Source organism: Ruegeria sp. B32 (assembly GCF_025141855.1).
Lineage (GTDB): Bacteria > Pseudomonadota > Alphaproteobacteria > Rhodobacterales > Rhodobacteraceae > Ruegeria > Ruegeria arenilitoris.
Genome location: NZ_CP081106.1, coordinates 2,990,638 through 3,014,819, shown reverse-complemented (window position 1 = coordinate 3,014,819; position 24,182 = coordinate 2,990,638). Strand labels below are relative to the sequence as shown.

General features: G+C 62.7%; 23 protein-coding genes and 1 pseudogene. 9 read left to right on the top strand and 15 right to left on the bottom strand.

The features are described from left to right. Positions 1-55 precede the first annotated feature (55 nt). The gene (locus tag K3752_RS15270) at positions 56-2,083 is read right to left on the bottom strand and encodes an NADPH-dependent 2,4-dienoyl-CoA reductase (protein ID WP_260063697.1); all 2,028 of its coding nucleotides are present in this window, start codon (positions 2,081-2,083) and stop codon (positions 56-58) included. 135 nt (positions 2,084-2,218) lie between these two features. On the opposite strand from K3752_RS15270, the gene K3752_RS15265 reads away from it, so the two are divergent. Both K3752_RS15265 and K3752_RS15260 read left to right on the top strand, forming a co-directional pair. After that, positions 2,219-2,704 (top strand): RNA pyrophosphohydrolase, encoded by a 486-nt coding sequence (locus K3752_RS15265; protein ID WP_260063696.1) that lies wholly within the window; start codon positions 2,219-2,221, stop codon positions 2,702-2,704. A gap of 101 nt (positions 2,705-2,805) precedes the next feature. Beyond that, a complete protein-coding gene (locus tag K3752_RS15260) occupies positions 2,806-3,732 on the top strand; it encodes a DMT family transporter (protein ID WP_260063695.1) in 927 nt (308 codons plus the stop codon). A gap of 8 nt (positions 3,733-3,740) precedes the next feature. Here the strand turns inward: K3752_RS15260 and K3752_RS15255 are convergent. Further along, positions 3,741-3,845 (bottom strand): annotated as a pseudogene (locus K3752_RS15255) (adenosine kinase); the annotation flags it as partial. Between the two features lie 125 nt (positions 3,846-3,970). Here K3752_RS15255 and K3752_RS15250 point away from each other — a divergent pair. Next, on the top strand, positions 3,971-5,236 hold the full coding sequence (locus K3752_RS15250) for a SulP family inorganic anion transporter (RefSeq protein ID WP_260063694.1): 1,266 nt from the start codon (positions 3,971-3,973) through the stop codon (positions 5,234-5,236). 224 nt (positions 5,237-5,460) lie between these two features. Here K3752_RS15250 and K3752_RS15245 read toward each other — a convergent pair whose 3' ends face one another. Both K3752_RS15245 and nth read right to left on the bottom strand, forming a co-directional pair. Continuing rightward, the gene (locus K3752_RS15245; RefSeq protein ID WP_260063693.1) at positions 5,461-6,450 is read right to left on the bottom strand and encodes an adenosine kinase; all 990 of its coding nucleotides are present in this window, start codon (positions 6,448-6,450) and stop codon (positions 5,461-5,463) included. Continuing rightward, a complete protein-coding gene (gene nth / locus K3752_RS15240; protein ID WP_260063692.1) occupies positions 6,447-7,091 on the bottom strand; it encodes an endonuclease III in 645 nt (214 codons plus the stop codon). Before nth ends, K3752_RS15245 begins: the two co-directional genes overlap by 4 nt. Positions 7,092-7,223: 132 nt before the next feature. On the opposite strand from nth, the gene K3752_RS15235 reads away from it, so the two are divergent. Then, positions 7,224-8,075, top strand: a complete 852-nt coding sequence (locus K3752_RS15235) for a bifunctional helix-turn-helix domain-containing protein/methylated-DNA--[protein]-cysteine S-methyltransferase (protein ID WP_260063691.1) — start codon at positions 7,224-7,226, stop codon at positions 8,073-8,075. Between the two features lie 177 nt (positions 8,076-8,252). Next, positions 8,253-8,687, top strand: a complete 435-nt coding sequence (locus K3752_RS15230; RefSeq protein ID WP_260063690.1) for a glyoxalase superfamily protein — start codon at positions 8,253-8,255, stop codon at positions 8,685-8,687. Between the two features lie 63 nt (positions 8,688-8,750). On the opposite strand, the gene K3752_RS15225 is transcribed toward K3752_RS15230, so the two are convergent. Further along, a complete protein-coding gene (locus K3752_RS15225) occupies positions 8,751-10,190 on the bottom strand; it encodes an aldehyde dehydrogenase family protein (RefSeq protein WP_260063689.1) in 1,440 nt (479 codons plus the stop codon). A gap of 217 nt (positions 10,191-10,407) precedes the next feature. Here K3752_RS15225 and K3752_RS15220 point away from each other — a divergent pair, with 217 nt between their 5' ends. Then, complete coding sequence (locus K3752_RS15220; protein ID WP_093964131.1) at positions 10,408-11,058, top strand: peroxiredoxin; 651 nt, start codon at positions 10,408-10,410, stop codon at positions 11,056-11,058. Between the two features lie 53 nt (positions 11,059-11,111). Here K3752_RS15220 and K3752_RS15215 read toward each other — a convergent pair whose 3' ends face one another. After that, positions 11,112-11,807, bottom strand: a complete 696-nt coding sequence (locus K3752_RS15215; RefSeq protein WP_260063688.1) for a type 1 glutamine amidotransferase domain-containing protein — start codon at positions 11,805-11,807, stop codon at positions 11,112-11,114. Between the two features lie 132 nt (positions 11,808-11,939). Between K3752_RS15215 and K3752_RS15210 the strand changes: the two genes are divergently transcribed. Continuing rightward, complete coding sequence (locus K3752_RS15210; RefSeq protein ID WP_170447504.1) at positions 11,940-12,827, top strand: LysR family transcriptional regulator; 888 nt, start codon at positions 11,940-11,942, stop codon at positions 12,825-12,827. Here K3752_RS15210 and K3752_RS15205 read toward each other — a convergent pair. Then, on the bottom strand, positions 12,824-13,543 hold the full coding sequence (locus K3752_RS15205; RefSeq protein WP_260063687.1) for a glycosyltransferase family 25 protein: 720 nt from the start codon (positions 13,541-13,543) through the stop codon (positions 12,824-12,826). The genes K3752_RS15210 and K3752_RS15205 overlap by 4 nt on opposite strands. A gap of 104 nt (positions 13,544-13,647) precedes the next feature. Then, positions 13,648-15,798 (bottom strand): polyribonucleotide nucleotidyltransferase, encoded by a 2,151-nt coding sequence (gene pnp / locus K3752_RS15200; protein WP_170341993.1) that lies wholly within the window; start codon positions 15,796-15,798, stop codon positions 13,648-13,650. A 611-nt stretch (positions 15,799-16,409) separates the two neighbouring features. On the opposite strand from pnp, the gene K3752_RS15195 reads away from it, so the two are divergent. After that, positions 16,410-18,011 (top strand): BCCT family transporter, encoded by a 1,602-nt coding sequence (locus tag K3752_RS15195; protein WP_170341096.1) that lies wholly within the window; start codon positions 16,410-16,412, stop codon positions 18,009-18,011. Positions 18,012-18,113: 102 nt separating this feature from the next. Here the strand turns inward: K3752_RS15195 and K3752_RS15190 are convergent, their stop codons facing one another. Then, on the bottom strand, positions 18,114-18,437 hold the full coding sequence (locus tag K3752_RS15190; protein ID WP_260063686.1) for a potassium channel family protein: 324 nt from the start codon (positions 18,435-18,437) through the stop codon (positions 18,114-18,116). Between the two features lie 90 nt (positions 18,438-18,527). Here K3752_RS15190 and K3752_RS15185 point away from each other — a divergent pair, with 90 nt between their 5' ends. Further along, positions 18,528-19,877 carry an amidohydrolase family protein gene (locus K3752_RS15185; RefSeq protein WP_260063685.1) on the top strand — a complete coding sequence of 450 codons (1,350 nt, stop codon included), beginning with the start codon at positions 18,528-18,530 and terminating at the stop codon, positions 19,875-19,877. 74 nt (positions 19,878-19,951) lie between these two features. Here the strand turns inward: K3752_RS15185 and rpsO are convergent, their stop codons facing one another. From rpsO to rbfA, 6 genes are all read right to left on the bottom strand, one after another. Continuing rightward, the gene (gene rpsO / locus K3752_RS15180; protein WP_005980247.1) at positions 19,952-20,221 is read right to left on the bottom strand and encodes a 30S ribosomal protein S15; all 270 of its coding nucleotides are present in this window, start codon (positions 20,219-20,221) and stop codon (positions 19,952-19,954) included. Positions 20,222-20,365: 144 nt separating this feature from the next. Further along, positions 20,366-21,385 carry a calcium-binding protein gene (locus tag K3752_RS15175; RefSeq protein ID WP_260063684.1) on the bottom strand — a complete coding sequence of 340 codons (1,020 nt, stop codon included), beginning with the start codon at positions 21,383-21,385 and terminating at the stop codon, positions 20,366-20,368. 95 nt (positions 21,386-21,480) lie between these two features. Then, positions 21,481-21,990 (bottom strand): DUF1643 domain-containing protein, encoded by a 510-nt coding sequence (locus tag K3752_RS15170; protein WP_093964139.1) that lies wholly within the window; start codon positions 21,988-21,990, stop codon positions 21,481-21,483. A gap of 22 nt (positions 21,991-22,012) precedes the next feature. Continuing rightward, positions 22,013-22,918 carry a tRNA pseudouridine(55) synthase TruB gene (gene truB / locus K3752_RS15165; RefSeq protein WP_260063683.1) on the bottom strand — a complete coding sequence of 302 codons (906 nt, stop codon included), beginning with the start codon at positions 22,916-22,918 and terminating at the stop codon, positions 22,013-22,015. 54 nt (positions 22,919-22,972) lie between these two features. Beyond that, a complete protein-coding gene (locus K3752_RS15160) occupies positions 22,973-23,716 on the bottom strand; it encodes a phosphodiester glycosidase family protein (protein ID WP_170364721.1) in 744 nt (247 codons plus the stop codon). Further along, positions 23,713-24,108, bottom strand: a complete 396-nt coding sequence (rbfA, locus tag K3752_RS15155; RefSeq protein WP_093964142.1) for a 30S ribosome-binding factor RbfA — start codon at positions 24,106-24,108, stop codon at positions 23,713-23,715. The genes K3752_RS15160 and rbfA overlap by 4 nt, the downstream gene beginning before the upstream one ends. Between the last annotated feature and the right edge of the window lie 74 nt (positions 24,109-24,182).

Genomic DNA, 24,182 nt, shown 5'->3' with positions numbered 1-24,182 from the left:
GCTTTCTTTAGTCTGGGTGTTCTCGCCTTGGGGCAGTGGACGGAACGGGCCTTCCCTACAGAGCGGCGGCCAGCCGCGTGCCCTGGTTGATCGCCCGCTTGGCGTCCAGTTCCGCGGCCACATCCGCGCCGCCGATCACATGCGGGGTGATCCCGCGTTCGATCAGCGCATCGGCCAGCGACCGCTCGGGCACCTGTCCGGCGCACAGAACGATCGTGTCCGCCTTGATGACGGTCGGGTCCGCGCGCTCTTCTCCGAATGAGACATGCAGCCCCTCGTCGTCGATGCGCTCGTAGTTCACGCCGCCCACGAAGTTCACATCCTTCATCTTCAGCGTCGCGCGGTGGATCCAGCCGGTCGTCTTGCCCAGCCCCTTGCCATGCGCCTGCTTCTTGCGTTGAAGCAGCGTGACCTGCCGCTTGGGCGCCTCGGGCTGCGGGCCTTCGGGCGCCAGGCCCGAGCGGTGTTGTTCAGGGTCGGCGACGCCCCATTCCTTCATCCACAAGGGCAGGTCTGTGGTGGGTGAATGGCCCTCCTCCAGCAGGTATTCCGACACGTCGAACCCGATGCCGCCCGCGCCGATCACGGCCACCGATTTGCCCACCGGGGCCTTGTCGCGCAGCACGTCGATATAGTTCACGACATTGTCGCGGTCCTCGCCGGGGATCTGCGGGTCGCGCGGGTTGACGCCGGTGGCGATCACCACCTCGTCGAACCCGGTCAGATCGTCGGCGCCGACCTCGCGGCCCAGTTCCACCTCGACGCCAAGGCTGTCGAGCATGGTGCGATACCAGTCCACCAAGCCCCAGAACTCTTCCTTGCCCGGCACCTGCTTGGCCATGTTCAGCTGGCCGCCAATCTCGTCGGCCTTGTCGAACACGGTCACGTCATGGCCGCGATCCGCCGCCGTCATCGCCGTGGACAGGCCCGCCGGACCCGCGCCCACGATGGCCACGCGCTTGAGCGCGGTGGCCTTTTCGATCACCAGCTCGGTCTCGTGGCAGGCGCGCGGGTTCACCAGGCAGGAGGTCAGCTTGCCGCTGAACGTGTGATCCAGACAGGCCTGGTTGCAGGCGATGCAGGGCGCGATCTTGGCCGACTCGCCAGCCATCGCCTTGGCCACGAAATCCGCATCCGCCAGCATCGGCCGCGCCAGCGAGACCATGTCGGCGCAGCCCTCGGCCAGCACCTGCTCGGCCACTTCCGGCGTGTTGATCCGGTTCGAGGTGATGACCGGAATCCCCACCTTGCCTATCAGCTTCTTCGTCACCCAGGCAAAGGCCGCGCGCGGCACCGAGGTGGCGATGGTCGGAATCCGCGCCTCGTGCCAGCCGATGCCGGTGTTGATGATCGTCGCCCCGGCCTTCTCGACCGCTTGCGCCAGTTGCACCACCTCTTCATGGGTCGAGCCATTGGGCACCAGGTCGATCATCGACAGCCGGTAGATGATGATGAAATCACTGCCCACCGCCTCGCGCGTTCGGCGCACCACTTCCAGAGGCAGGCGCATCCGGTTCTCATAGGACCCGCCCCAGCGGTCGGTGCGCTTGTTGGTGTGGGTCACCAGGAACTGATTCAGGAAATACCCCTCGGACCCCATGATCTCGACCCCGTCATAGCCGGCCTTCTGCGCCAGCACGGCGGCGTTGACGATGTCGCCGATCTGCTTCTCGATGCCTTCCTCGTCCAGCTCGTTGGGCGGGAAGGGCGAGATCGGCGACTTCACCGGGCTGGGCGCCACGCATTTCGGGCCATAGGCGTAACGGCCCGCATGCAGGATCTGCATTGCGATCTTGCCGCCCGCCTGATGCACCCGGTCGGTGACGACCGAGTGGTTCGCCACGTCCTTGTCGCTGGCCATCATCGCAGCGCCGGGCAAAACCGAGCCTTCGAGGTTCGGCCCGATGCCGCCCGTCACCATCAGCGCCACGCCGCCACGTGCGCGCGAGGCATAGAACTCGGCCACCCGGTTCCAGTCGCCGGTTTCTTCCAGCCCGGTATGCATCGAGCCCATCAGGACCCGGTTCTTCAACGTGGTAAAGCCCAGATCCAGCGGGGCCAGCAGGTTCGGGTACGCAGTCATCTTGAAACTCTCCCTCAATTCGGGCCCGACAATCGCGCCGCACCGCGCCGGTGTCACGCGAAACCTGACGTCACCCCCTTTGCCGCCGCTTTGCCAGTTGCTACAGCTTGGCCAACCACATTACGAGGCCCGCCCATGACCCCAGAACAGATCGCCAAACTGCCCTATCGCCCCTGCGTCGGCCTGATGCTGATGAACGATCAGGGTCAGATTTTCGTCGGCCAGCGCAATGACCGGTTCGAGGACGCCTGGCAGATGCCCCAAGGTGGCGTGGACGAAGGCGAGACCCCGCGCGCGGCGGCGCTACGCGAGTTGCAGGAGGAAATCGGCGTCACCCCCGACCTCGTGGAAATCGTGGCCGAGACCGACGACTGGCTGCCCTACGACCTGCCGCATGACATCGTACCCAAGATCTGGAAGGGCCGCTTCCGGGGGCAAGAGCAGAAATGGTTCCTGTTGCGGTTCCTGGGGGAAGACGACCAGATCAATATTCAGACAGACCACCCTGAATTCACCCGCTGGAAATGGCAGGACCCCAACCACCTGATCGCCGAGATCGTGCCATTCAAACGCGAAGTCTACGAGCGGGCGATGGAGGCTTTCAGGGGGTATTTGGGGTGAACTAGAACTCGATCAAGCGGGTTCCGTTCCGGGTTGCGGACAAGTTGCCTAGTCCATGGAACTCTGTTATGGATTTCGCGAACCTGTGCTAGCCCTTGTTCATGGCAAAGACCTCAACACAAACCGGACCGGCTATTCCCTATGCGCTTGCGGTTGCAGGCGTTCTTTTCGCGTCGATCTGCTTTGGGCTGGTACCCTATTTCAGCAGAGGGCTGACGCAGCAGGGTGTCGCGCCCTATGCCGTCGCATTCTACCGCTACATCGTCGCGGCAATTCTGCTGCTGCCCGTTCTCGTCATGCACCGCAAAGCTTGGCGCGAGATTTGTTGGGGCCTTTCGGCAGGAGCCGTGATGGGACTTGGGTGGATTGGATACGTGACGGCTTTGGAGGCCTTGCCCGCATCAACCGTGGGCGTGCTCTACATGACCTATCCGGTTTTTACATTGGTCATTGCCTGGGCGCTTTTCTCCGATGCACCCACGCGGCGCGCCTTGCTCGCTTCTGGCCTTATCGTTCTGGCGGCAATCACTGCTGGTGCTCCCGCATCCGTGTCCCCACAACACATACCAACTCTATTGGCGGCACTGGCGGCCCCGTTCGGCTTTGGTTTCGGTATTTGTGTTTTGGTCCACAGGCTGTCCCGAATCGCGCCGCTTGCGCGCATAGCCTCGGTTTCCCTGGGATCGGTTCTTGGGCTCTTGCCGCTGATTCTGAGTGCCGATGTGCAACAGCTGCTCCCGGAGAGGCAATCCGACTGGATCTTGATTGTCGGAATTGGCCTGGTCACGGCGCTTGTGCCGCAGCTCATCTACACCATTTGCTCGCCCTTGATCGGCGCCTCTCAAACCGCGGTCGTTGGAAGCGTAGAATTGCCCACGATGTTCGTGGTCGGATTTGTTGCTTTTGGCGAAGCAATCACGGCGCCCCAAGCCATAGCCTGCGCTTTGGTTCTTGGTGCGATTGCAATCACCAGAAGCCGAACGACACGCACCTTGACCACTGTGATCGCAAATGAACCGAGCAAGTAGGTCCTACCTCAAACCAACCCCTCTTCCTGCAACAACTCCAGCGCGTGGGTATCCGGCCGCGGGCCGATATGGCTGATCACTTCTCGGGCGCAGGCGTTCCCGATTCTGGCGCATTTTCCGGACCGCGCGCATCGACTGCGCACACTTGCCGCACTTGACCCGGTGCAAAAATCGGCGCAAATCTGGCGCGTTTTCCGGGCCGCGCAGCAGTAGCGGCCTTTTGGGGATGGTGAATTTCATGCGCCAGCCAAAGATTCTGACGACGCTCAAAACCTATGACATGGCTCAGTTTACGGCGGATCTGATCGCCGGGATTTCGGTTGCCATGGTGGCCCTGCCGCTGAGCCTGGCGATCGCCATCGCCTCGGGCGCGGACCCGGCGCAGGGGTTGGTCACGGCCATCGTCGCGGGGTTCGTCATTTCGGCGCTGGGGGGCAGCCGGGTCCAGATCGGAGGCCCGACCGGCGCCTTCATCGTGGTGGTGTTCGGCGTGATTGCCGAACACGGATATGACGGGTTGGTCATGGCCACCTTCATGGCAGGGTTCATCCTGCTGATCGCGGGTTATTTCCGGGCCGGGCGATTGATCTCATTCGTGCCCGAGGCCGTTGTCAACGGCTTTACCATCGGCATCGCCGTCATCATCGCCACCAGCCAGATCAAGGATTTCTTCGGCCTGTCGATTCAAAATCTGCCCGCCGAATTTCTTGAGAAAGTACCCGCGCTATGGGGCGCGCGCGACACGCTGAACCTGGCGGCCACGGGAACCGCCCTGCTGGCGGCCGTTCTGATCGTTGCCCTGCGCCGGATCGCGCCGCGTTTTCCGGGGCTGATCATCGCGGTCGGCGTTGCCTCGGCGCTGGTCGCGCTGATGGGGCTGGGGGTCGACACGATCCATTCGCGGTTCGGTGATCTGCCCTCGACCCTGCCTGCGCCCCAGCTGCCCGACCTGTCGCTGTCGCGCTTTGTCGAGCTGTTCCCTTCGGCGGTCGTGATCGCCTTTCTGGCCGGAGTGGAATCGCTGCTGTCGGCCATGGTCGCCGACCGGATGATCGGCGGGCAGCACAGGCCCAACGCGGAATTGACGGCCCAGGGCGCGGCCAACATCGCCTCGGCCCTGTTCGGAGGGCTGCCGGCCACCGGGGCAATCGCGCGCACGGCGACGAACATCAAGGCGGGCGGCAAGACGCCGGTTGCGGGCATCATCCACGCGCTGACGATCCTGCTGATCATGCTGGTTGCGGCCCCGGCGGCGGGCTATCTGGCCATGCCGGCATTGGCCGCGCTGCTGATGATCACCGCCTGGAACATGAGTGAGCCGCACAAATGGGGTGAATATGCCCGCGCGCGCCCCAGCGATCGGGCGCTGCTGGTTCTGACCATGCTGCTGACCGTCTTCATCGACCTGACCGTGGCCATCGGTGTCGGCGTGGCCATCGGGCTTGCCCTGCGGCTTAGCCGGCGCGAGTCGGTCCAGACGGACTGGACCCCGCCAGATCGGTGAGGAACTCACGCGCCCTCAACTGAACAGGTTGAACTGGCTGGCGTACACCGGCGCTATATGGCCGGTTGCTGAATTTTGGTGTGCAAAGCACAGCGAACCTGTGCGTGGTGCCGGAGAACACCCAAACTACGCCCAAGCTCATCCGCTGGATTCGGCGGGACCCCGACGGCTTGATTGCCGAGATCCTGCCCTTTAGGCGGTAGCCTTTGAGCGGGTGCCCCCGCTCAAACCAACCCTTCGTCCCGCAGCAGTTCCAGCATGTTCGCCTCGGGGCGCGGGCCGATATGGCTGATTACTTCTCTTGCGCAGACGTTGCCGATGCGGGCGCAGGTCTCCATGTCGCGGCCCGTCGCAATGCCGAACAGGAATCCGGCGGCGAACTGGTCGCCCGCGCCGGTGGCGTCCACCGGCACAACCTTCTCGACCGGCACGTCGATGCGAATGCCGTCATGCAGAACCGTCACCCCGTCGCCCGAGCGGGTGCAGACCACCAGCGGGCAGATCGCAGCCGTGCGCCGCAGCGCCTCTTCCAGGTCGTCGGTCTCGAACAGCGATTTGATCTCGGCCTCGTTGCCGATCACGAAATCCAGCTCGTGTTCGATCAGCAGCAGGAAATCGGTGCGGTGACGCTCGACGCAGAACGGGTCGGAGATGGCGATGCCGGTCTTGCCGCCGCCGTTGCGACAGTCGCGCGCGGCCTCCAGGAAGGCGGTCTTGCCCTTCTCCTTGTCGAACAGATACCCCTCGAGGAACATGATCTGGCTGTTGCCCGCCACCTCGGCCGGCACGTCGGCCGAGGACAGTTCCGAGGAAATCCCCAGATAGGTGTTCATCGACCGTTCGCCATCGGGCGACACGAAGATCATCGAGCGCGAGGTCGGCAGTTCGCCCCCCGGCACGGGCGGGTTTACGAAATCCACGCCGTCCTCGTTCATCGCATCGGCATAGAACCGGCCCAGCGCATCATCATGCACCCGCCCGATGAAGGCCGCGTCCAGACCCAGCGCTCCTGCGCCCGCGATGGTGTTGGCCACCGACCCGCCCGGCGTCTGCACCCGGTTTTCCATGGCCGCATACAGCACCTCGCCGCGTTCCCGTTCGATCAGCTGCATGATGCCCTTCTCGATCCCCATCATCTCGAGAAAGCTGTCGTCGGCCTGAGAGATGACGTCCACAACGGCGTTGCCGATGCCGGTCAGGTGATAGGTTTTCATAGGGTCTTGTCCTCGAATTGGCACAGGTCGCGGATCAGGCAGGTGCCGCATTGCGGCTTGCGCGCCTTGCAGTGGTACCGGCCGTGCAGGATCAGCCAGTGATGGGCGTGAAGCTGAAAGTCCACGGGAATATTGTCTTCGATGGCGCGTTCCACGGCATCCACATCCTTGCCGGTGCAGATACCCGTGCGGTTGCCGACGCGAAAGATATGGGTGTCCACCGCCTGCGCCGGGTATCGCCACCACATGTTCAGCACCACGTTCGCGGTCTTGCGCCCGACGCCCGGCAGCGACTGCAGTGCGGCGCGCGAGTTGGGCACCTCGCCGCCGTAGTCCTCGACCAGGATGCGCGACATCTTGATGACGTTCTTGGCCTTCTGGCGGAACAGGCCGATGGTCTTGATGTGCTCGATCAGCCCCTCTTCGCCGAGGTCGAGCATCTTCTGCGGTGTGTCCGCGATCTTGAACAGCGCGCGGGTGGCCTTGTTGACGCCCGCATCGGTCGCCTGCGCTGACAGCGCCACGGCGACGACCAGCGTGTACACGTTCACGTGCTCAAGCTCGCCCCTGGGTTCGGGGTCGGCCTGCTGGAACCGGGTAAAGATCTCGCGGATCGTGTGATAATCAAGCTGCTTTGCCATCCGGGCCTTAATGCCGCCCGCGGTGCCGGGTGACAAGCCCAAAGCCCGCTGCACCGCCAATGCGCAAGTTTCGGGTCGCACGGTCGGGCCCAGCGCGGCTAGGATGGGGCAAGCCACAGCAAGGTGAATGCCATGAACGTCCAGACATCCGAATCCGGTTACCACTACAACGTGATGCGGCGCGCGATCGATCTGATCGACCAAGGCGGCGAGTCGCTGTCGCTGGAAGAACTGGCCCGCCAGATGGACATGAGCCCCGCCCATTTCCAGCGCCTGTTCTCGCGCTGGACGGGCGTGTCGCCGAAACGCTACCAGCAATATTTGACGCTCGGCCATGCCAAGGCGCTGCTGCGCGAGCGGTTCACCACGCTGGAGACCGCGCACAGCGTCGGTCTGTCCGGCAGCGGCCGCCTGCACGACCTGTTCCTGAAATGGGAGGCGATGAGCCCCGGCGAATATGCCCGCAAGGGGGCCGGGCTGACCATCTATTGGGGCTGGTTCGAAAGCCCCTTTGGCCCGGCGCTGGTGATGGGCACGGCCAAGGGCATCTGCGGCATGGCCTTTGCCGCCGAGACCGGCGAAGAGGCCGCGATGCAGGACATGCTGTCGCGCTGGCCCCTGGCGGAATACGTCGAGGATCCGATGCGCCTGCGCCCGTGGGTCCTGTCGGCATATGGCGCGGCCAGCGACCGGCTGGAGCCTACGCCGCTGTACCTGATCGGCTCACCCTTGCAGATCAAGGTGTGGGAGGCGCTGATGCAGATCCCCTCGGGCCAGGTGACGACCTATTCCCAGATCGCGCAGGCCGTGGGCACGCCGCAGGCGGTGCGGGCAGTGGGCACGGCGGTGGGCCGCAACCCGGTCAGCTGGCTGATCCCCTGCCACCGCGCGCTGCGCAAATCGGGGGGGCTGGGCGGCTATCACTGGGGGTTGCCCGTCAAACGCGCCATGCTGGCCTATGAGGCGGCGCAGGCCGATGCCTGATTGACTAAGGCCCGTGCGCCTGTCACAAGGCGCGCAGGTTCGGGTATCCTGCCGCTCGCGGCCCTTTGGCTTTGGTGAAACCCGGTTCAAACCACATCTGTTGCCCTTTCCCGGCGCGCGGATGGCAAGGCGAGCCCCGTCCAATACTCGCGCCCGTTTTTGGAAACGAGGCAAGAAATGACACAGATCCGAAACATCGCCCCCGTGGGCGAGCTGAAAGTGCAGGCCAAACGCCTGCGCGAGAAACTGCGTGGCGCAGGCGTGGCCCTGAGCCATGCGCAATCGCTTGAGATGATCGCCCATCAGCACGGCGCGCGCGACTGGAACACGTTGCACGCGATGGCCGGAAACCGGCTGCACCTGAAGGTCGGAGACCGCGTGCAGGGCACCTATCTGGGCCAGCCCTTCACAGGGGAAATCCGCGGCCTGACGATGCTGGGCGACGGTGCGCAGCGGCGGATCACCCTGCAGTTCGACACCCCGGTCGACGTGGTGACCTTTGACAGCTTCTCGGCCTTTCGCCAGCGCGTCAGCGGTCAGATAGGCTGGGACGGTCGGTCAGCCCGCCATACGACGAACGGCGAACCGCAGCTGGTGGTACGCCCGGCCTGACGAAAACGGGGCAAGGTGCCTGCCCGCGCCTTGCCCCGCATTTTGAACGTTCCTGTGCCGGGGTTATTCCGGGGTCCAGCCGCTGACGGCCTTGACCTCCAAAAAGTCCTCCAGCCCCCAGACACCGCCTTCGCGCCCGTTGCCGGACTGTTTCATGCCGCCAAAGGGCGACCCGGCGGCGCGCGACTGGCCGTTCATCTCGACCATGCCCGAGCGCAGTTTGCGCGCCATGCGGTTGGCGCGGGCGCCGTCCTGCGTCTGGACATAGTTGGTCAGGCCATAGGGCGTGTCATTGGCGATCTCGATGGCCTCTTCCTCGGTATCGAAGGGGATCATCGTCAGGACCGGGCCAAAGATCTCCTCGCGCGCGATGGTCATCTGGTTGTTGGCGTCGGCAAACACGGTGGGGCGCACGAAATAGCCTTTGTTGAACCCTTCGGGCCGACCGGGGCCGCCGGCGACCAGGCGCGCACCCTCGTCGATGCCTTTCTGGATCAGGGCCTGGATCTTGGTCCATTGCAGCTCGTTCACGACGGGGCCGATATGGCGGCCTTCCAGCATCGCCGGGCCCACGGTGACCTTGCCCGCCACCTCGGCCGCGGTTTCCACCGCTTGGTCATAGATCGGGCGCTGTACCAGCATCCGGCTGGGCGCGTTGCAGCTCTGGCCGGTGTTGTTCATCATGTGCAGCACGCCGCGCTTGACCGCCTTGTCATCGGCATCGGCAAAGATCACGTTGGCGCCCTTGCCGCCCAGTTCCAGATGCACCTTCTTCAGCGTGTCGGCGGCGTTCTTGGAAATCGCCGTGCCCGCACGGGTCGAGCCGGTGAAGCTGACCATGTCGACGTCCGGATGCCCCGACAGTTGCGAACCCACGCCCACGCCGTCGCCGTTCACCAGGTTGAAGACACCCGGCGGGAAGCCCGCCTCGTGCATCATCTCGGCAAAGATCATCGCGTTCAGCGGGCTTTGCTCGGACGGTTTCAGAACCATGGTGCAGCCCGCGATCGCCGCCGCGCCCACCTTGAGCGTGATCTGATTCATCGGCCAGTTCCACGGGGTGATCAGCGCGGCGACGCCGACTGCCTCGTAGATGATCCGGTCATTGGGGGCATGATCGCCCAGGGGGCGCTCGAACTGGAAACTCTTGGCTGCTCGAATGAAATTCTTCAGGTGCCAGATCCCGGCGCCCACCTGCTGGGTGCGCGACATGTCGATCGGCGCGCCCATCTCCATCGACATTGCCTGCGCGAGGTCTTCGGCGCGGGTGGGGTAGATCTCGATCAGCTTTTCCACCAGCGCGATGCGCTCTTCGACCGGCGTGGCCATCCAGCCCGGCAGCGCCGTCTTGGCCGCCGCCACGGCCGCGTCGGTATCGGCCTGACCGCCCAGAGAAATCACCGTGCAGGACTCCTCGGTCGAGGGGTCGATCACATGGAAATCATTGGCTTGGCTGGGGGCGACCCACTGGCCGTTGATGTAAAAGTCGCGTTTCTCGATCATGGCGTGTCCTCTTGATCCGCATTCATTCGACCGCGCGGTCGGTTTTCCCGGGCACTCTGTCACTGCGGCCCCCTTGGGGCAAGGCAATTCTGGAAATTTGATCAAATTATTGATCGCACGTTTTTTGCCCCTGTGCCACATCAATGGTTTAACCTGAGGGCAAAGTGATTAGGTTTGCACCAACCGACTCGGGTTTTCACAGGAAAGGAGATGCATCATGGGTTTGCGCATCAACGATACCGTCCCCAATTTCACCGCTGAAACGGACCAGGGCACCATCCAGTTCCACGACTGGATCGGCGACAGCTGGGCGATCCTCTTCTCGCACCCCAAGGATTTCACTCCGGTCTGCACCACCGAGTTTTCGGCCGTGGCGCAGTTGAACGACGAATGGGCCAAGCGCAACACCAAGGTGATCGGTGTTTCGGTCGATGGGGTCGAGGACCATAAGAAGTGGAAGAAAGACATCGAGGCCTATGGCAAGGCCAACCCCGGCTTTCCGATCATCGCCGATGACGGACTGGCAGTCTCCAAGGCCTTCGACATGCTGCCCGCCGAGGCATATCTGCCCGACGGCCGAACCCCGGCGGACAGCGCCACGGTGCGCTCGGTCTTCATCATCGGGCCGGACAAGCAGCTGAAACTGTCGATGACCTATCCGATGACCGTGGGCCGGAATTTCGCCGAGATTCTGCGCGCGCTGGACGGGTTGCAGATGAGCGCCAAGGGCGTGGCCACTCCGGCCAACTGGGTGCCCGGCGAAGACGTGATCATCCCGCCGTCGGTTTCGAATGACGAAGCCAAGGAGAAGTTCGGCGAGTTCGAGACGATCTTCCCCTATCTGCGCAAGACCAAGGCGCCGAGCTGACATCAAAAGGGGCGGGGCACATCATGTCCCGCCCCGTACCGCATTGAACGTCCTCAGGCCTCAAGCGCCTCAAGCACTTTCCTTGCAACCGCAGCGGACGACGCCGGGTTCTGCCCGGTAATCAGTTTGCCGTCCTGCACGGCGTGAGGTTGGAACGGGTCCACCTTGCTGAACTGCGCACCCCGGTCCTTCATCGTATCCTCGACCAGCAAGGGCACGATTTCGGTCAGGCCGACGGCGTCTTCTTCTTCATTCGTGAAGCCGGTAACGGTTCGACCCTTGACCAAGGGCGACCCGTCCGCGGCCTTGGCGTTCGCCAGAACGATCGGGGCGTGACACACGGCGCTGACCGGTTTCCCCGCTGACCAGAACGTCTCGATCAGATCAATCGATTTCTCATCCGACACAAGGTCCCACAGCGGCCCGTGCCCACCGGGATAGAAGATCGCGTCATAGCCGTGGGCGTTCACCTCGGACAGTTTGACCGTGTTGGCCAATGCCGCCATCGCTTCGGGGTCGGCCTCGAACCGGCGGGTGTCGTCGGTCTGGCTGTCGGGTGCGCTGCTTTTGGGGTCCAGCGGCGGCTGGTCACCTTTGGGCGAGGCCATTGTCAATTCGGCCCCGGCATCCTTGAACACGTAATACGGAGCGGCCAGCTCCTCGAGCCAGAACCCGGTCTTTTCTCCGGTGTCGCCCAGCTGGTCATGCGATGTCAGGACGACCAGAATTTTCTTTGCAGTCGAAGCCATGTGTTTTCTCCTAGTTCGGCCGGTTCACCCGGCCCGTGTCTTGTGTGACGGGATATATGGCTGTTGCCGCTTGTTGATTAGTGCCGGATTTGGCAAAGCATTATTGCTGACAGGTAATAATGAGGCTGCGAGATGGCGCTGTGGGACGGGCTGGAAGAATTCCTGATGGTGGTTGAGACGGGGGGCTTCACCGCCGCGGCCCGGCGGCTTGGGGTTTCGGCCAGCCATGTCTCGCGTCAGGTCGCCCGGCTTGAGGATCGTTTGGGCGTCAAGCTTTTGGCGCGTTCGACTCGCGTGGTGCGCCTGACCGACGCCGGACGCGACTATCACGCGCGTGTGGCCGGGCTTGTGGCGGGTCTGGAAGAAGCGAACCAGTCGGCGGCAGGGGATCGGGCCCAGATCGCAGGGCGCATTCGCGTTTCGGCCGCCGGGCCGTTTGCTGAACAGTTCGTGGCGCCCGCTTTGGCGCGGTTCGCAAGCCTGCACCCCAAGCTCTCGGTCACCATCGACTTCAATTCGCGCCTTCTGAACCTGACCGAGGAAGGCTTCGACTTTGCCATCCGCTATGGCACGCTGACCGAAAGCGGGCTGATCGCGCGGCGGTTGGCCACCCGACGGATGGTCTGCGTGGCCGCGCGCGGCTATCTCGACCGGCACGGAAGGCCGACCCATCCGGCCGACCTGCGGCATCATCAGTGCCTGATCACCAACAATGACCGGTGGGTATTCCGCGACCCCGGCTCGGGCGACCCGATCGAGGTTCGGGTGCATGGCCGGTGGCAGGCCAACAACCCGCACGCCGTTCTTTCTGCCGCGCGGCAAGGTCTGGGGGTCATGTACGCGCCCGAGATTTTTCTGGGCGCGAAGCGCCCCCCTGAGCTGGAGCCGATACTGCAGGGGTACGAAGATCCAAGCCGCGCGAGTTGGATCGTCTATCCTGAACGGCGTCATCTGCCGCTGCGGGTGCGCCGGGCGATGGATTTCTTGGTCGAGGAACTGGGCGATGCGGTGCCCGACTAGGCGGGGCGCTGCGGATGCAGGTGCAGTTGCGCGCGATAGGCGGCGCGCTTGAACTCGCGGGTCAGCTTATCGGTCAACGGCGGTTTCGTCTGGATCGTCGAGCCGCCGATTTCACCGGCCACTTCCTGGTTGCCGCTGCCCAACAGCGCGTGGACGGGCTGGCCCGTGATCCAGTGCATCTGCAGGAACGTGTCCACCGGGCGGTCAATGCGGTCGGTGGCCGCCAGCAGACGTTCCGCCGCCTTCCGGCCCACCACCTGGCAGACGCATTGCAGTCCGATGACCTTGGGCAGGATCAGACGAAGGCCGTCATGCTCAGCGAGGGTCTGGGCTGCGGTTTCGCGCTGCTTGACCGGGATGCGGATATAGTGGTCAGGGGTCGCGATCGGGCGCAACAGATCCAGTGCAGCGTTCATCCGATCGGGATCGACGCGCAGGTCATCCTCGGCGGTGATCGCCAGATCGATCCCCTCGTCGACCATCTTGCGCCAGATCCGGCGGTGGCTTTCGAAGACGCCGATCTCGGCCGGGCGCAGGGTGAACGGGTAGCGTGGGCGATGCAGGTTGCCCAGGTGCAGCGTGACCCCAGCAATCTGCGCCGGATCGCGCCCGTTGACCGCTTCGATCAGTTCGGCATTGGGCAGGTCGGCGCAGAGCTGCTCGGCATTGGGTCGGCGCGCGGTGCTGGAGGACATATGGATGACGAAGGATCGCATGGTGTCGTGCATAGAACAGGGGCGCCGCCCGGGAAAGGCCTCGGTAAAACAAAAAAGACCCCGGCCGGAACCGGGGTCTTGGATCAAGCAAGGGGCAGGGCGGATTATTCCGCGCCTTCCTCTTTCTTTTCTTTCTTCTCGGGCACGATCTCTTCGCCGGTTTCCTGATCGACGCATTTCATCGACAGGCGGACCTTGCCGCGATCGTCGAAGCCCAGAAGTTTGACCTTCACTTCCTGGCCTTCCTTCAGAACGTCCGAAGGGTGGTTAAGGCGACGGTTTTCGATCTGAGACACGTGGACCAGACCGTCACGCTTGCCGAAGAAGTTCACGAAGGCGCCGAAATCGACGATCTTCACGACCTTGCCGGTATAGATCTGACCTTCTTCCGGCTCAGCCACGATCGAGTGGATCATCTCGTAGGCTTTCTTGATCGACTCACCATCGGGCGATGCGATCTTGATGATGCCGTCATCGTTGATGTCGACCTTGGCGCCGCTGGTTTCCACGATCTCGCGGATCACCTTGCCGCCCGAGCCGATCACTTCGCGGATCTTGTCGGTCGGGATCTGCATGGTCTCGATGCGCGGTGCGTGGATCGAGAACTCGGCGGTCTCGCTCAGCGCCTTGCTCATCTCGTTCAGGATGTGCAGACGGCCGTCCTTGGCCTGAGCCAGGGCTTTTTCCATGATCTCGGGCGTGATGCCCGCGACCTTGATGTCCATCTGCAGCGAGGTGATGCCGTTTTCGGTACCCGCAACCTTGAAGTCCATGTCGCCCAGGTGGTCTTCGTCACCCAGGATGTCGGTCAGAACGGCATAGTCGCCGTCGTCTTCCAGTATCAGACCCATGGCCACACCGGCCACCGGAGCCTTGAGCGGAACGCCCGCATCCATCATCGACAGCGAACCGCCGCAGACCGATGCCATCGAGGACGAGCCGTTCGACTCGGTGATCTCGGACACCACGCGGATGGTGTAGGGGAAATCGGTCGGAGCCGGCAGAACCGCCTGCAGGGCGCGCCATGCCAGTTTGCCGTGGCCGATTTCGCGGCGACCGGGCGAACCAACGCGGCCCACTTCGCCGACCGAGTAGGGCGGGAAGTTGTAGTGCAGCAGGAAGTTCGATTTGAAGTTGCCGTGCAGCGCGTCGATGAACTGCTCGTCGTCACCAGTGCCCAGCGTCGTCACGGCAAGCGCCTGGGTTTCACCTCGGGTGAACAGGGCCGAACCATGGGTCCGCGGCAGCAGGCCGGTTTCGGCCACGATCGGGCGCACGTCGGTGGTCGAACGACCGTCGATCCGCTTGCCGCCCTTCACCACGTCGCCGCGCAGGATGCTGGCTTCGAGCTTTTTCATCGCCGAACCCAGGTTCGAGTCCTCAAGCTGCTCTTCGGTCAGAGCGGCCTTGATGGCCTCGCGCGCGGCAGCGACGGCTGCGGTGCGCTCTTGCTTGTCGGTGATTGCGAATGCGGCACGCATCTGCTCTTCACCGGCAGCTTTCACGGCAGCGTACAGCTCCGAGTAGTCGGGGGCTTCGAAGGCAAAGGGCTCTTTCGCGGCGTCTTCGGCCAGCGAGATGATCAGGTCGATCACCGGCTGGATCTGTTCGTGCGCGAAGGTCACGGCGCCCAGCATCTCGGCTTCGGTCAGCTCGTAGGCTTCCGACTCCACCATCATCACGGCGTCTTTGGTGCCGGCCACAACCAGATCCAGACGCTGTTCAGGGTTCAGGCGCAGGTCCTGCATGTCGTCGACGGTCGGGTTCAGGACGTACTCGCCATCCACGAAACCAACGCGGGCACCGGCGATCGGGCCGCGGAAGGGCGCGCCCGAGATGGTCAGGGCCGCCGATGCGGCGATCATCGCCACGATGTCGGGGTCGTTGACCAGGTCATGGCTCAGCACGGTGCACATCACCAGAACTTCGTTCTTGAACCCGTCAACGAACAGCGGACGGATCGGACGGTCGATCAGGCGCGCGGTCAGCGTCTCTTTCTCGGTCGGACGGGCCTCGCGCTTGAAGAAGCCACCCGGCACCTTGCCGGCGGCATAGTATTTTTCCTGATAGTGCACGGTCAGCGGGAAAAAGTCCTGACCGGGCTTCTGTTCCCGGGCAAAGGTCACGTTGGCCATGACGCTGGTTTCGCCCAGCGTGGCAATCACGCTGCCGTCAGCCTGACGGGCAACCTTGCCGGTTTCCAGTGTGAGCGTTTCCTCGCCCCACTGCATCGATTTCTTCGTTACATCAAACATATGCGTATCCTAGATGGGAGCACTCCCGCCCCTGCGGGTCTCCCGTTTTGCGTGGCGGCCCCATTGCCGCCGACCCCAATTTATCTTCCATTCGAGTGCCGGGGTCAGGGCACAACGTCTCAGATACCGCGCGCATACATGAGATTGCGTCGGATTGAAAGGGATAAGGCCGCAGAAGGCACACGGTCCTGCATCTGCCGTGGTTCGCCTTTGCGTCAGCCGACACCGCGAACGTTCCGATGCGTAAGCCCGCATAGCATCTGGCGTGCACCCGCTCGCAAACAGGACCATCGCTCGTCATCGAGGATATGCAGATCGGAAATCGGCGCGGCAGAGGCTGGAGAGAAACTCCGGGCTGCGACGGTGGTAGGAAAGCCGCGAAACTAATGCGACCCCATCCTCTCGACCTCGGTCAGGCCATCGCTGGCCATGCGCAGACATATTCCCGTAGGCGAATGCATTTTGTGAAAAAGTGATTGCAGTGTAGCCTCTTACCACGGAACCCGCGGTCCAGACGACGAAAAGGCGCCAAGGGGGTAAGACTACTCACTGTCGTCCGACGGCCGAATACCTTGGCGTTTGCAATTCGCGCGAACGAAAGGGACGGCCACATGTCTCAGACCAAGAAAATGCTGGATCCGGATCCGCGGATCTATGATTTCGAAACGGAATACGAGCTGGGGCAGGACAATGTTCGCCCATTCGGGCTGGATATTCACAACCCGGTTTTTCTTATCTCAAGCATCCTGATCTTTGCCTTCGTGCTGATCGCTCTCGCCAATCAAGAGGCCGCAGCAACGTTCTTCGGTTGGCTGCGGCCGTGGCTGACCAGCACCTTCGACTGGTTCCTCGTCCTGTCCGTGGATGCAATCACGCTGTTCTGCCTGGCCTTGATCGTTCTGCCGGTGGGCAAGGTGCGCATCGGCGGCAAAGACGCCAAGCCCGACTACTCCTACGCCGGCTGGATTGCGATGATGTTCGCGGCCGGGATCGGCATCGGATTGCTGTTTTTCGGCGTGTTAGAGCCGGTCTACTACAATTTCGCCGAGGATGGCGGCGCCCGTCCTTTGGGCATCGACATCGCGGTGCCGGGCAATGAATACATTGGTGTTGTCGGTACCATCCACCACTGGGGGCTGGAGGGCTGGGCGGTCTACGCCGCCGTGGGCCTGAGCCTCGCGATCTTCAGCTACAATCTCGGCCTGCCGCTGACCCTGCGCTCGGCCTTCTACCCGTTGCTGGGCGAGCGTGTCTGGGGCTGGTGGGGCCATGCGATCGACACGCTGGCGGTGTTTGCCACCCTGTTCGGCCTGACCACATCGCTGGGGCTGGGCGCGCAACAGGTTGCCGCCGGTCTCTACGAGGTGTTCGGCATCGAACCCAGCCCAACCGTCGTCGTCTTGCTGATCATCGGTATCACGATGATCGCGCTGGGCTCGGTGCTGATGGGCATGGACGCGGGCGTGAAGCGGCTCAGCGAGATCAACATGATCATGGCCGTGGGCCTGTTCCTGTTCGTGATCGCAGTGACCGGGATCGGCACGGCGATCTCGCGCTATTTCAGCGTGATGACCGATTACGTCAGGCTGCTGCCGGCTTTGTCGAACCCGTTCGGGCGCGAAGACACCAGCTTCTTCCACGGTTGGACAACCTTCTACTGGGCCTGGTGGATCGCGTGGTCGCCTTTCGTGGGCATGTTCATCGCCCGCATCTCCAAGGGGCGCACGGTGCGTGAATTCGTGATCTGTGCGCTGCTGGCGCCGACAGCGGTCTGCGCGCTGTGGATGTCCACCTTTGGTGGCGCGGCCATCGACATGCTGAACGTCGGCGGTGCCGAGGGCGTCAAGGCTACGGTGATCGACAGCTATGCCCCCGAAGGCGCGCTGTTCGGCTTCCTGAAAGAGCTTCCGCTCTACGGCATCGTGGCTCCGATCGCGCTGATTTTGATCGTGGTCTTCTTTGTCACCTCGTCCGACTCGGGGTCGCTGGTGATCGATACGATCACCGCCGGCGGCAAGATGGACGCCCCGGTGGTGCAGCGTGTGTTCTGGTGCACGCTGGAAGGCTTGGTCGCAATCGCGCTGCTGCTGGGTGGCGGGCTTGCCGCGCTGCAAGGGGCGGCGGTGTCAACCGGCATCCCGTTCACGCTTGTGGTGCTGATCATGTGCTACTGCCTGTGGCTGGCGCTGAAGTCTGAACGCGCCAAGATCTGAACCGACTTCATCGACCAATGAACGCCCGCCAAATGGCGGGCGTTCTTTCGGTTAAACCGGGCCCAGTCATAGTTCCGAAGGTTTGACCCGGGTCGGAAGTCTCTATTCAGGATCTCGCAACAAAGCCTTCGCAAATTGAATGAACATTGCGATGAACACGCCGACCCCGACGAAAATGTAGATCACGGTGAAGACCTTGCCGATCTTGGTCGCCGGGGACAGATCGCCGAACCCGACCGTCGACAATGTGGTCGCGCTGAAATACAGCGCGTCCACCCAATGCCAGCCCTCTATGCTGCTGTAGAACAACGTGCCAGACAGAAGAATAAGAATACATAGCAGCAAACCGCCCCGAAAATGCGGATCATCCCACGATCGGACGATCGCCTTGAGCAGACGGTAGGCATTGAGGATCAGAGCTATCATTCTATACGCCTTTGAGCTGTTTCGAGGGTACGTTCAGGATGCATGTTTTTGAGTGAAATTCCGCGTGTACAAATCGGATTATTTGCTAAGATGGCGATGTTTGACAGGAGATACTTCATGCGTATTCATCTTTTGGTGGCGCTGCTTGCCGCCACCTCAGTTTCCGCGCAGCAAGACCCGGCTCAGACCCTGATCACCAATGTGCATGTATTTGATGGCGTCAACGACGGGCGCATCGAAAACGCGAATGTTCTGATCGAGGGCAACCTGATTGCGGCTGTGTCGACAGACCCGATCTCGGCCGAAGGAGCAACGGTGATCGACGGCGGTGGACGCACCCTGATCCCGGGTCTGATCGATGTACACTGGCACACGACATATGCGTATACCCCAGCAACCGTCTTGATCTTCAATCAAGGCGATATGTCGGAAGTGGCCATTCGTTCGATGACAGGGGCAAAGGAAACCCTGATGCGCGGCTTCACAACAGTGCGCGATCCCGGCGGCAATCCATTTGCAATCAAGAGACTGATCGATTCCGGCGAATACCCCGGGCACCGCATTCTGCCTTCGGGGCCGTTCATGAGCCAAACATCGGGTCATGCCGATTTCCACAGTTTGTTGGAAAACCCAAGAAACTCGACTTCCGAGTTGAGTTATTGGGAAAAGAACATGATGGCGATGGTGGCCGATGGGGTCCCCGAGGTTCGCAAAAGGACCCGCGAGATTCTCAAGTACGGTGCCTCCCAAGTCAAAATAACCACGGGCGGTGGCGTATCCTCACAGTATGATCCGCTGGATGTGAGCGAATACTCTGTTGATGAGATCGAAGCGGTCGTCGAAGAAGCTGCGAACTTCAATACTTACGTACTGGCCCATGTAATGACGGACCGCGGGATTCGCACCTCAGTCGAAGCCGGCGTCATGAGCATCGAGCATGGTTTCTTCGCGTCTCGTGAAACGCTTGAGCTCATGAAAGAAAAAGGGGCATGGCTAAGCCCCCAGACCATGAAAGAAGAGGACATGGTCTGGGACAGCCCGGTCAGCGCGGCAAAATACAAGCAGGTCACAGATGCCGTTGCGAACCTGTACCCGATGGCCAAAGAGGTGGGGGTGAACCTGGCCTTTGGGACCGACCAGCTTCTGGACGCCTCCAAGGCGTATCAACAAAGCCTTTATCTGGTGCGATTGGGCGAATGGTTCACCCCGTATGAAGTGTTGAAAATCGCCACTTCTGAAAACGCCCGGTTGCTGGAACTGAGCGGCCCCCGGCACCCGTATCAAGACGGCCCGCTGGGGGTCATCAAAGAGGGTGCCTATGCCGACCTGATCCTCGTCGACGGCAATCCGCTTGAAAACCTTGAGTTGGTTGGGAATCCGGGCGAGTACTTCGACCTGATCATGAAAGACGGTGTGGTCTACAAGAACACGCTGGACTGAACATCACTCTCCTCTGACAAAAAACGCCCGCCAAATGGCGGGCGTCTCGAACTTGAAAGCGGTGTATTCCGCGCTTAGCGGCGGATGCCCAGCTTTTTGATCAGGTCCTGGTAGCGCGCTTCTTCCTTGCCCTTCAGGTAATCCAGCAGCTTGCGGCGCTGGGCGACCATCTTCAGCAGACCACGGCGGCCGTGGTTGTCTTTCTTGTGGGTCTTGAAGTGCTCGGTCAGGGTGTTGATGCGCGAGGTCAGAATAGCAACCTGGACTTCCGGCGAACCGGTGTCGCCGTCCTTGGTCGCGAATTCTTTCATGACGCGTGCTTTTTCTTCAGCAGTGATCGACATCGGGGTCTCCTTCGAAGGTTAGAGTTGATGGCGCAGGCCGGGATGTCGTCCAGCGCAGGCCCATGGAGAAAACCGCACCGATTCCAATGCGGATGGGCGCGTATAGGCGCAATCGGAATAAATGGCAAAGGGATTCTGCGTGTCTCAGCCCATGGGGCTGGTCAGGGTTGGGTCCAGACCCGGAGTCAGTTGGATGTCCTCGGGCCCAAGACCTTGGGCGCCGAACAGATAGGCCACCTCACGCCCGTTGACCAGAACGCGCGTCAGATCAGCGTTGTCCGCATCCTGTTCGATCCCGATATCGGGCGTGTCAGGGCCGTTCCATTCGATCAGCAGCTTGTCTTCTCCGGGGGTGAAATCCACGACGCTGACTTCCTTACCTGTGGCCGTTCTGTCGATGGCGATCTGGTCCGCTCCCTGACCACCGGTGACGACATCTCCGGCACCTGCCAGGATCGTGTCGTCCCCCGCGCCGCCGTTCAGAAAATCGCTGGCGGGCGTGTCGCCATCGTCCCGACCGGTCAGAGTGTCGTCGCCATCACCGCCGAACAGCGTGTCTGCCCCTGCGCCGCCGGCGAGCATGTCTTCGCCGTCGCCGCCTTGCAGCGCGTCTTCGCCCTCAGCACCGGCAAGGTCATCGTTGCCCTGACCGCCGTACAGATCGTCATCGCCTTCGCCACCAACCAACTGGTCGTCGCCAGCATGGCCGTACAATATGTCGTCACCGGCATTCCCCGAGAGGTCATCGTGACCGTTGCCACCGTGCAGAATATCATCGCCAGTGTTTCCGTTTAGCGTGTCATCCCCGTCCGCGCCGAACAACGTATCATCTCCGGCGCCACCATCGATAATGTCATCGCCATCATAGCCGTTGATCTGATCGTTGCCCTCGGCCCCGCTCAGATTGTCCACACCCGGTCCGCCAGCGATGACCAGGTTTCCGTCCACGTCCGAGAGTATGGTTCCGTGGGACGCACCCTCGGCCTCGGCCGGGTCTTCGAAAGAATCGTCAATCTCAAGCAGATTTCCTTCGGGAATGTCTTCGACGGCATCTTCTTCGATGACATCGTCGTCGTCCTCGTCCTCATCCCCCGAGAATACGTCGCTGATCGCGTATGCTGCGCCGCCCATTGCGGCCAGGCCGAACAATCCGAGCAGAAACATGGGAACCCTCCGAAAGCGTGCCGCCCCGAGTGTGAAATATCCCATGCCGCCAAAGGGTTGGTCAAAGCCAACCTGAGTCTGTGGTTAACCCTTTGTCACCGGTCCCACGGTTCGGGTTGCTGGGTATACGCGATGTAGAGCGGATGCTTGGGGTGGCCTGCCTTGCTGAGCCCCAGGTGGAACAGCGGCTGGCCGGTGCCGCGCAGCAGGCGCTCGACGGCCGGGCCGCGATCCAGATGCGCGCCATGGGTGCCCCAGGCGGCGATCACCTGATCGGCCCAGTCCACGCCGGCCAGGATGGCGGCGTCGTTCTCGGGCCCTACCGGATCGGCCGCCGCGCGCATCTTGCGCGGGTCGGTGTCGCGCCAGGCAAAGATGTTGGTCACCTGGAACGCCCCGAACCCCAAGGCCCGCGCGCGCCGCTCGCAACGCTCGACGGTCGGGTCATTCTGCACCTCGGTCGCGGTCGAAGGATTCAGCATCACGAACAGCGCCCGGCGCCCGGCCGGATCCCAGATGCGGGTCAGGCTGTAGCGATAGCGTTCGCAGTCGGAATAGACGGCTGTCGAGGGCGCGTCGCCCTTGGTGTGGGACCGGGTGATCATGCGCCTTCGCTTAGCACGGGACCTAGCCGGCGAACACCCGGCTGGGGTGCAGTTCACCGGATTTGTAGACCCCCACCGCCACGGCCTTGCCGTCGAACGAGGCCCAGGCCTCGTCGCCGTATTCCACGTCGCTGGCCAGAACCATGCCGGGGTTGCCGTTGCGCAGGCGGGTGGCGCCTTCGGGTGTGCATTTCAACTCGGGCAGGTCGGCCAGCCCTTCTTCCAGCGGGCGCAGGTAGTCATCCAGCGCCGGGGTTTTCGCCATCGCGTCGATCTGCTCGATGCTCAGGCCGTCCTCCGACTCGAATGGGCCGGACCAGATCCGGCGCAGCTCCTTGACGTGGCCATGGCAACCCAGCACCTCACCCAGATCGCGGGCGATCGAGCGGACATAGCCACCCTTGCCGCAGGTCATTTCCAGCACGACATAGTCGGGATCGGGACGATCGACCAGCACCAGTTCCTCGACCCACAGGGGTCGGGCGGCCAGTTCCACATCCTCGCCGTCGCGGGCCAGCTTATAGGCGCGCTGGCCGTCGATCTTGACCGCCGAGAACTTGGGCGGCACCTGCATGGTCTCGCCCACGAAGGGCAGCAGGGCCTGCTTGATCTCGTCATCGGTGGGGCGCAGGTCGCTTTCCGCGATCACTTCGCCCTCGGCATCGTCGGTATTGGTGGCCTGACCCAGCCGCACGGTAAAGGTATAGGCCTTGAGCGCATCGGTGATGTAGGGAACGGTCTTGGTGGCCTCGCCCAAAGCGACGGCCAGAACGCCGGTGGCTTCGGGGTCGAGCGTGCCGGCATGGCCCGCCTTTTTGGCGTCCAGCGCCCAGCGGACCTTGTTGACCACGGCGGTCGAGGTCATGCCTGCCGGCTTGTCGACCACCAGCCAACCGGAAATGTCACGACCCTTGCGTTTGCGTCCCATGATGCACCTTGCCGTCTGCTAAGGCGCGCGACCTAGCGGATCGGTCCGGCGCTGTCAATTTGCCGGGATGTCCTCGACCACGCCGACGATCGGCCCCAGCGAGAATCCCACGTCCGATCGGTTCGCCGCCCGATCATACATGCGCGAGATGTTGCCGTCGAAAAATAGCGCGTTGGGCGTGTTCAGAACGTCGCGGAACAGGCGGCCGAACTCGTGGAAGGTGACGTAATCTTCGGAAATCACGAATACCGCACGGCTGCCATCGGCGCTGGTGCCCACCCCGTTGCGCACATAGCGCGAGGTCGAATCCTTTAGAAACCGCGGATGCAATTCGCCGTCGATCACCAGCATCGGGCCGGATTGGGTGGCAAAGCGGCAGTCGGGCTTGCGATCTAGATAGTCCAGCGTCTCGAACACGTCGGCACGGCCTTCGCGGATGCAGAACACCCCGTTGGGCAGCAGGCCGAAATTGCCGGGTCCGGCGTTGGGAATCACGCGCATGAGTTCCTGCCCGTCTTCGACATAGTGGCCCACGGGCGAGCGGTCCTCGTGATACATGCCGGCATTCATCGCAAAGCTCAGGCGTTGGCCCGCATCGGCCAGTTCCTCGTTCACCGACGAGAAGTGGCCCAGCACTTGGCCCGCTTCGTCATACAGGAACAGGCGCAGGTCCTCGGTGGTGGCGTCGACCTCGCACACGGTATAGCGCCGGTCTTCGTGTGCCACGCGCTCGCAGGTCACCGCACCGGCCTGTCCGGCCCAGAGCAATGCGATCAAAGCGGCGGTCCTGCGGATCACTCGTCCAGGTCCCGGCGCACGGCGTCCTGTTCGAACATCCGGCGTGTGTCGTCCATGCGGTCGAACGTTTCGTCCAGCCGGAAGCGCAGGTCGGGGGCGAATTTCAGGCCGACCTTCTTGCCGACCATGCGGCGCAGCTCGCCCTTGTTGCGGGCCAGCAGCTCGATCACGGTGTCCTGCCCCTTGCCGCCCAGCGGCAGCACATAGGCGGTGGCGATCTTGAGGTCGGGCGAGGTACGCACTTCGCCCACGGTGATCGACAGGCGGTTCAGGTCGGGGTCGTGCACGTCGCCGCGCGCCAGCACCTCGGACAGGGTGCGGCGGATCAGTTCGCCGACGCGAAGCTGCCGTTGCGAGGGGCCGGGGCCGTCGTGGAATTTGTTCTTAGCCATGTCCCCGATCTAAGCGCAAAGCGGGCCTTTGCCAAGCGGCCCTGAACCGGGTAGGAGGCTTTGAGCCGAATTTC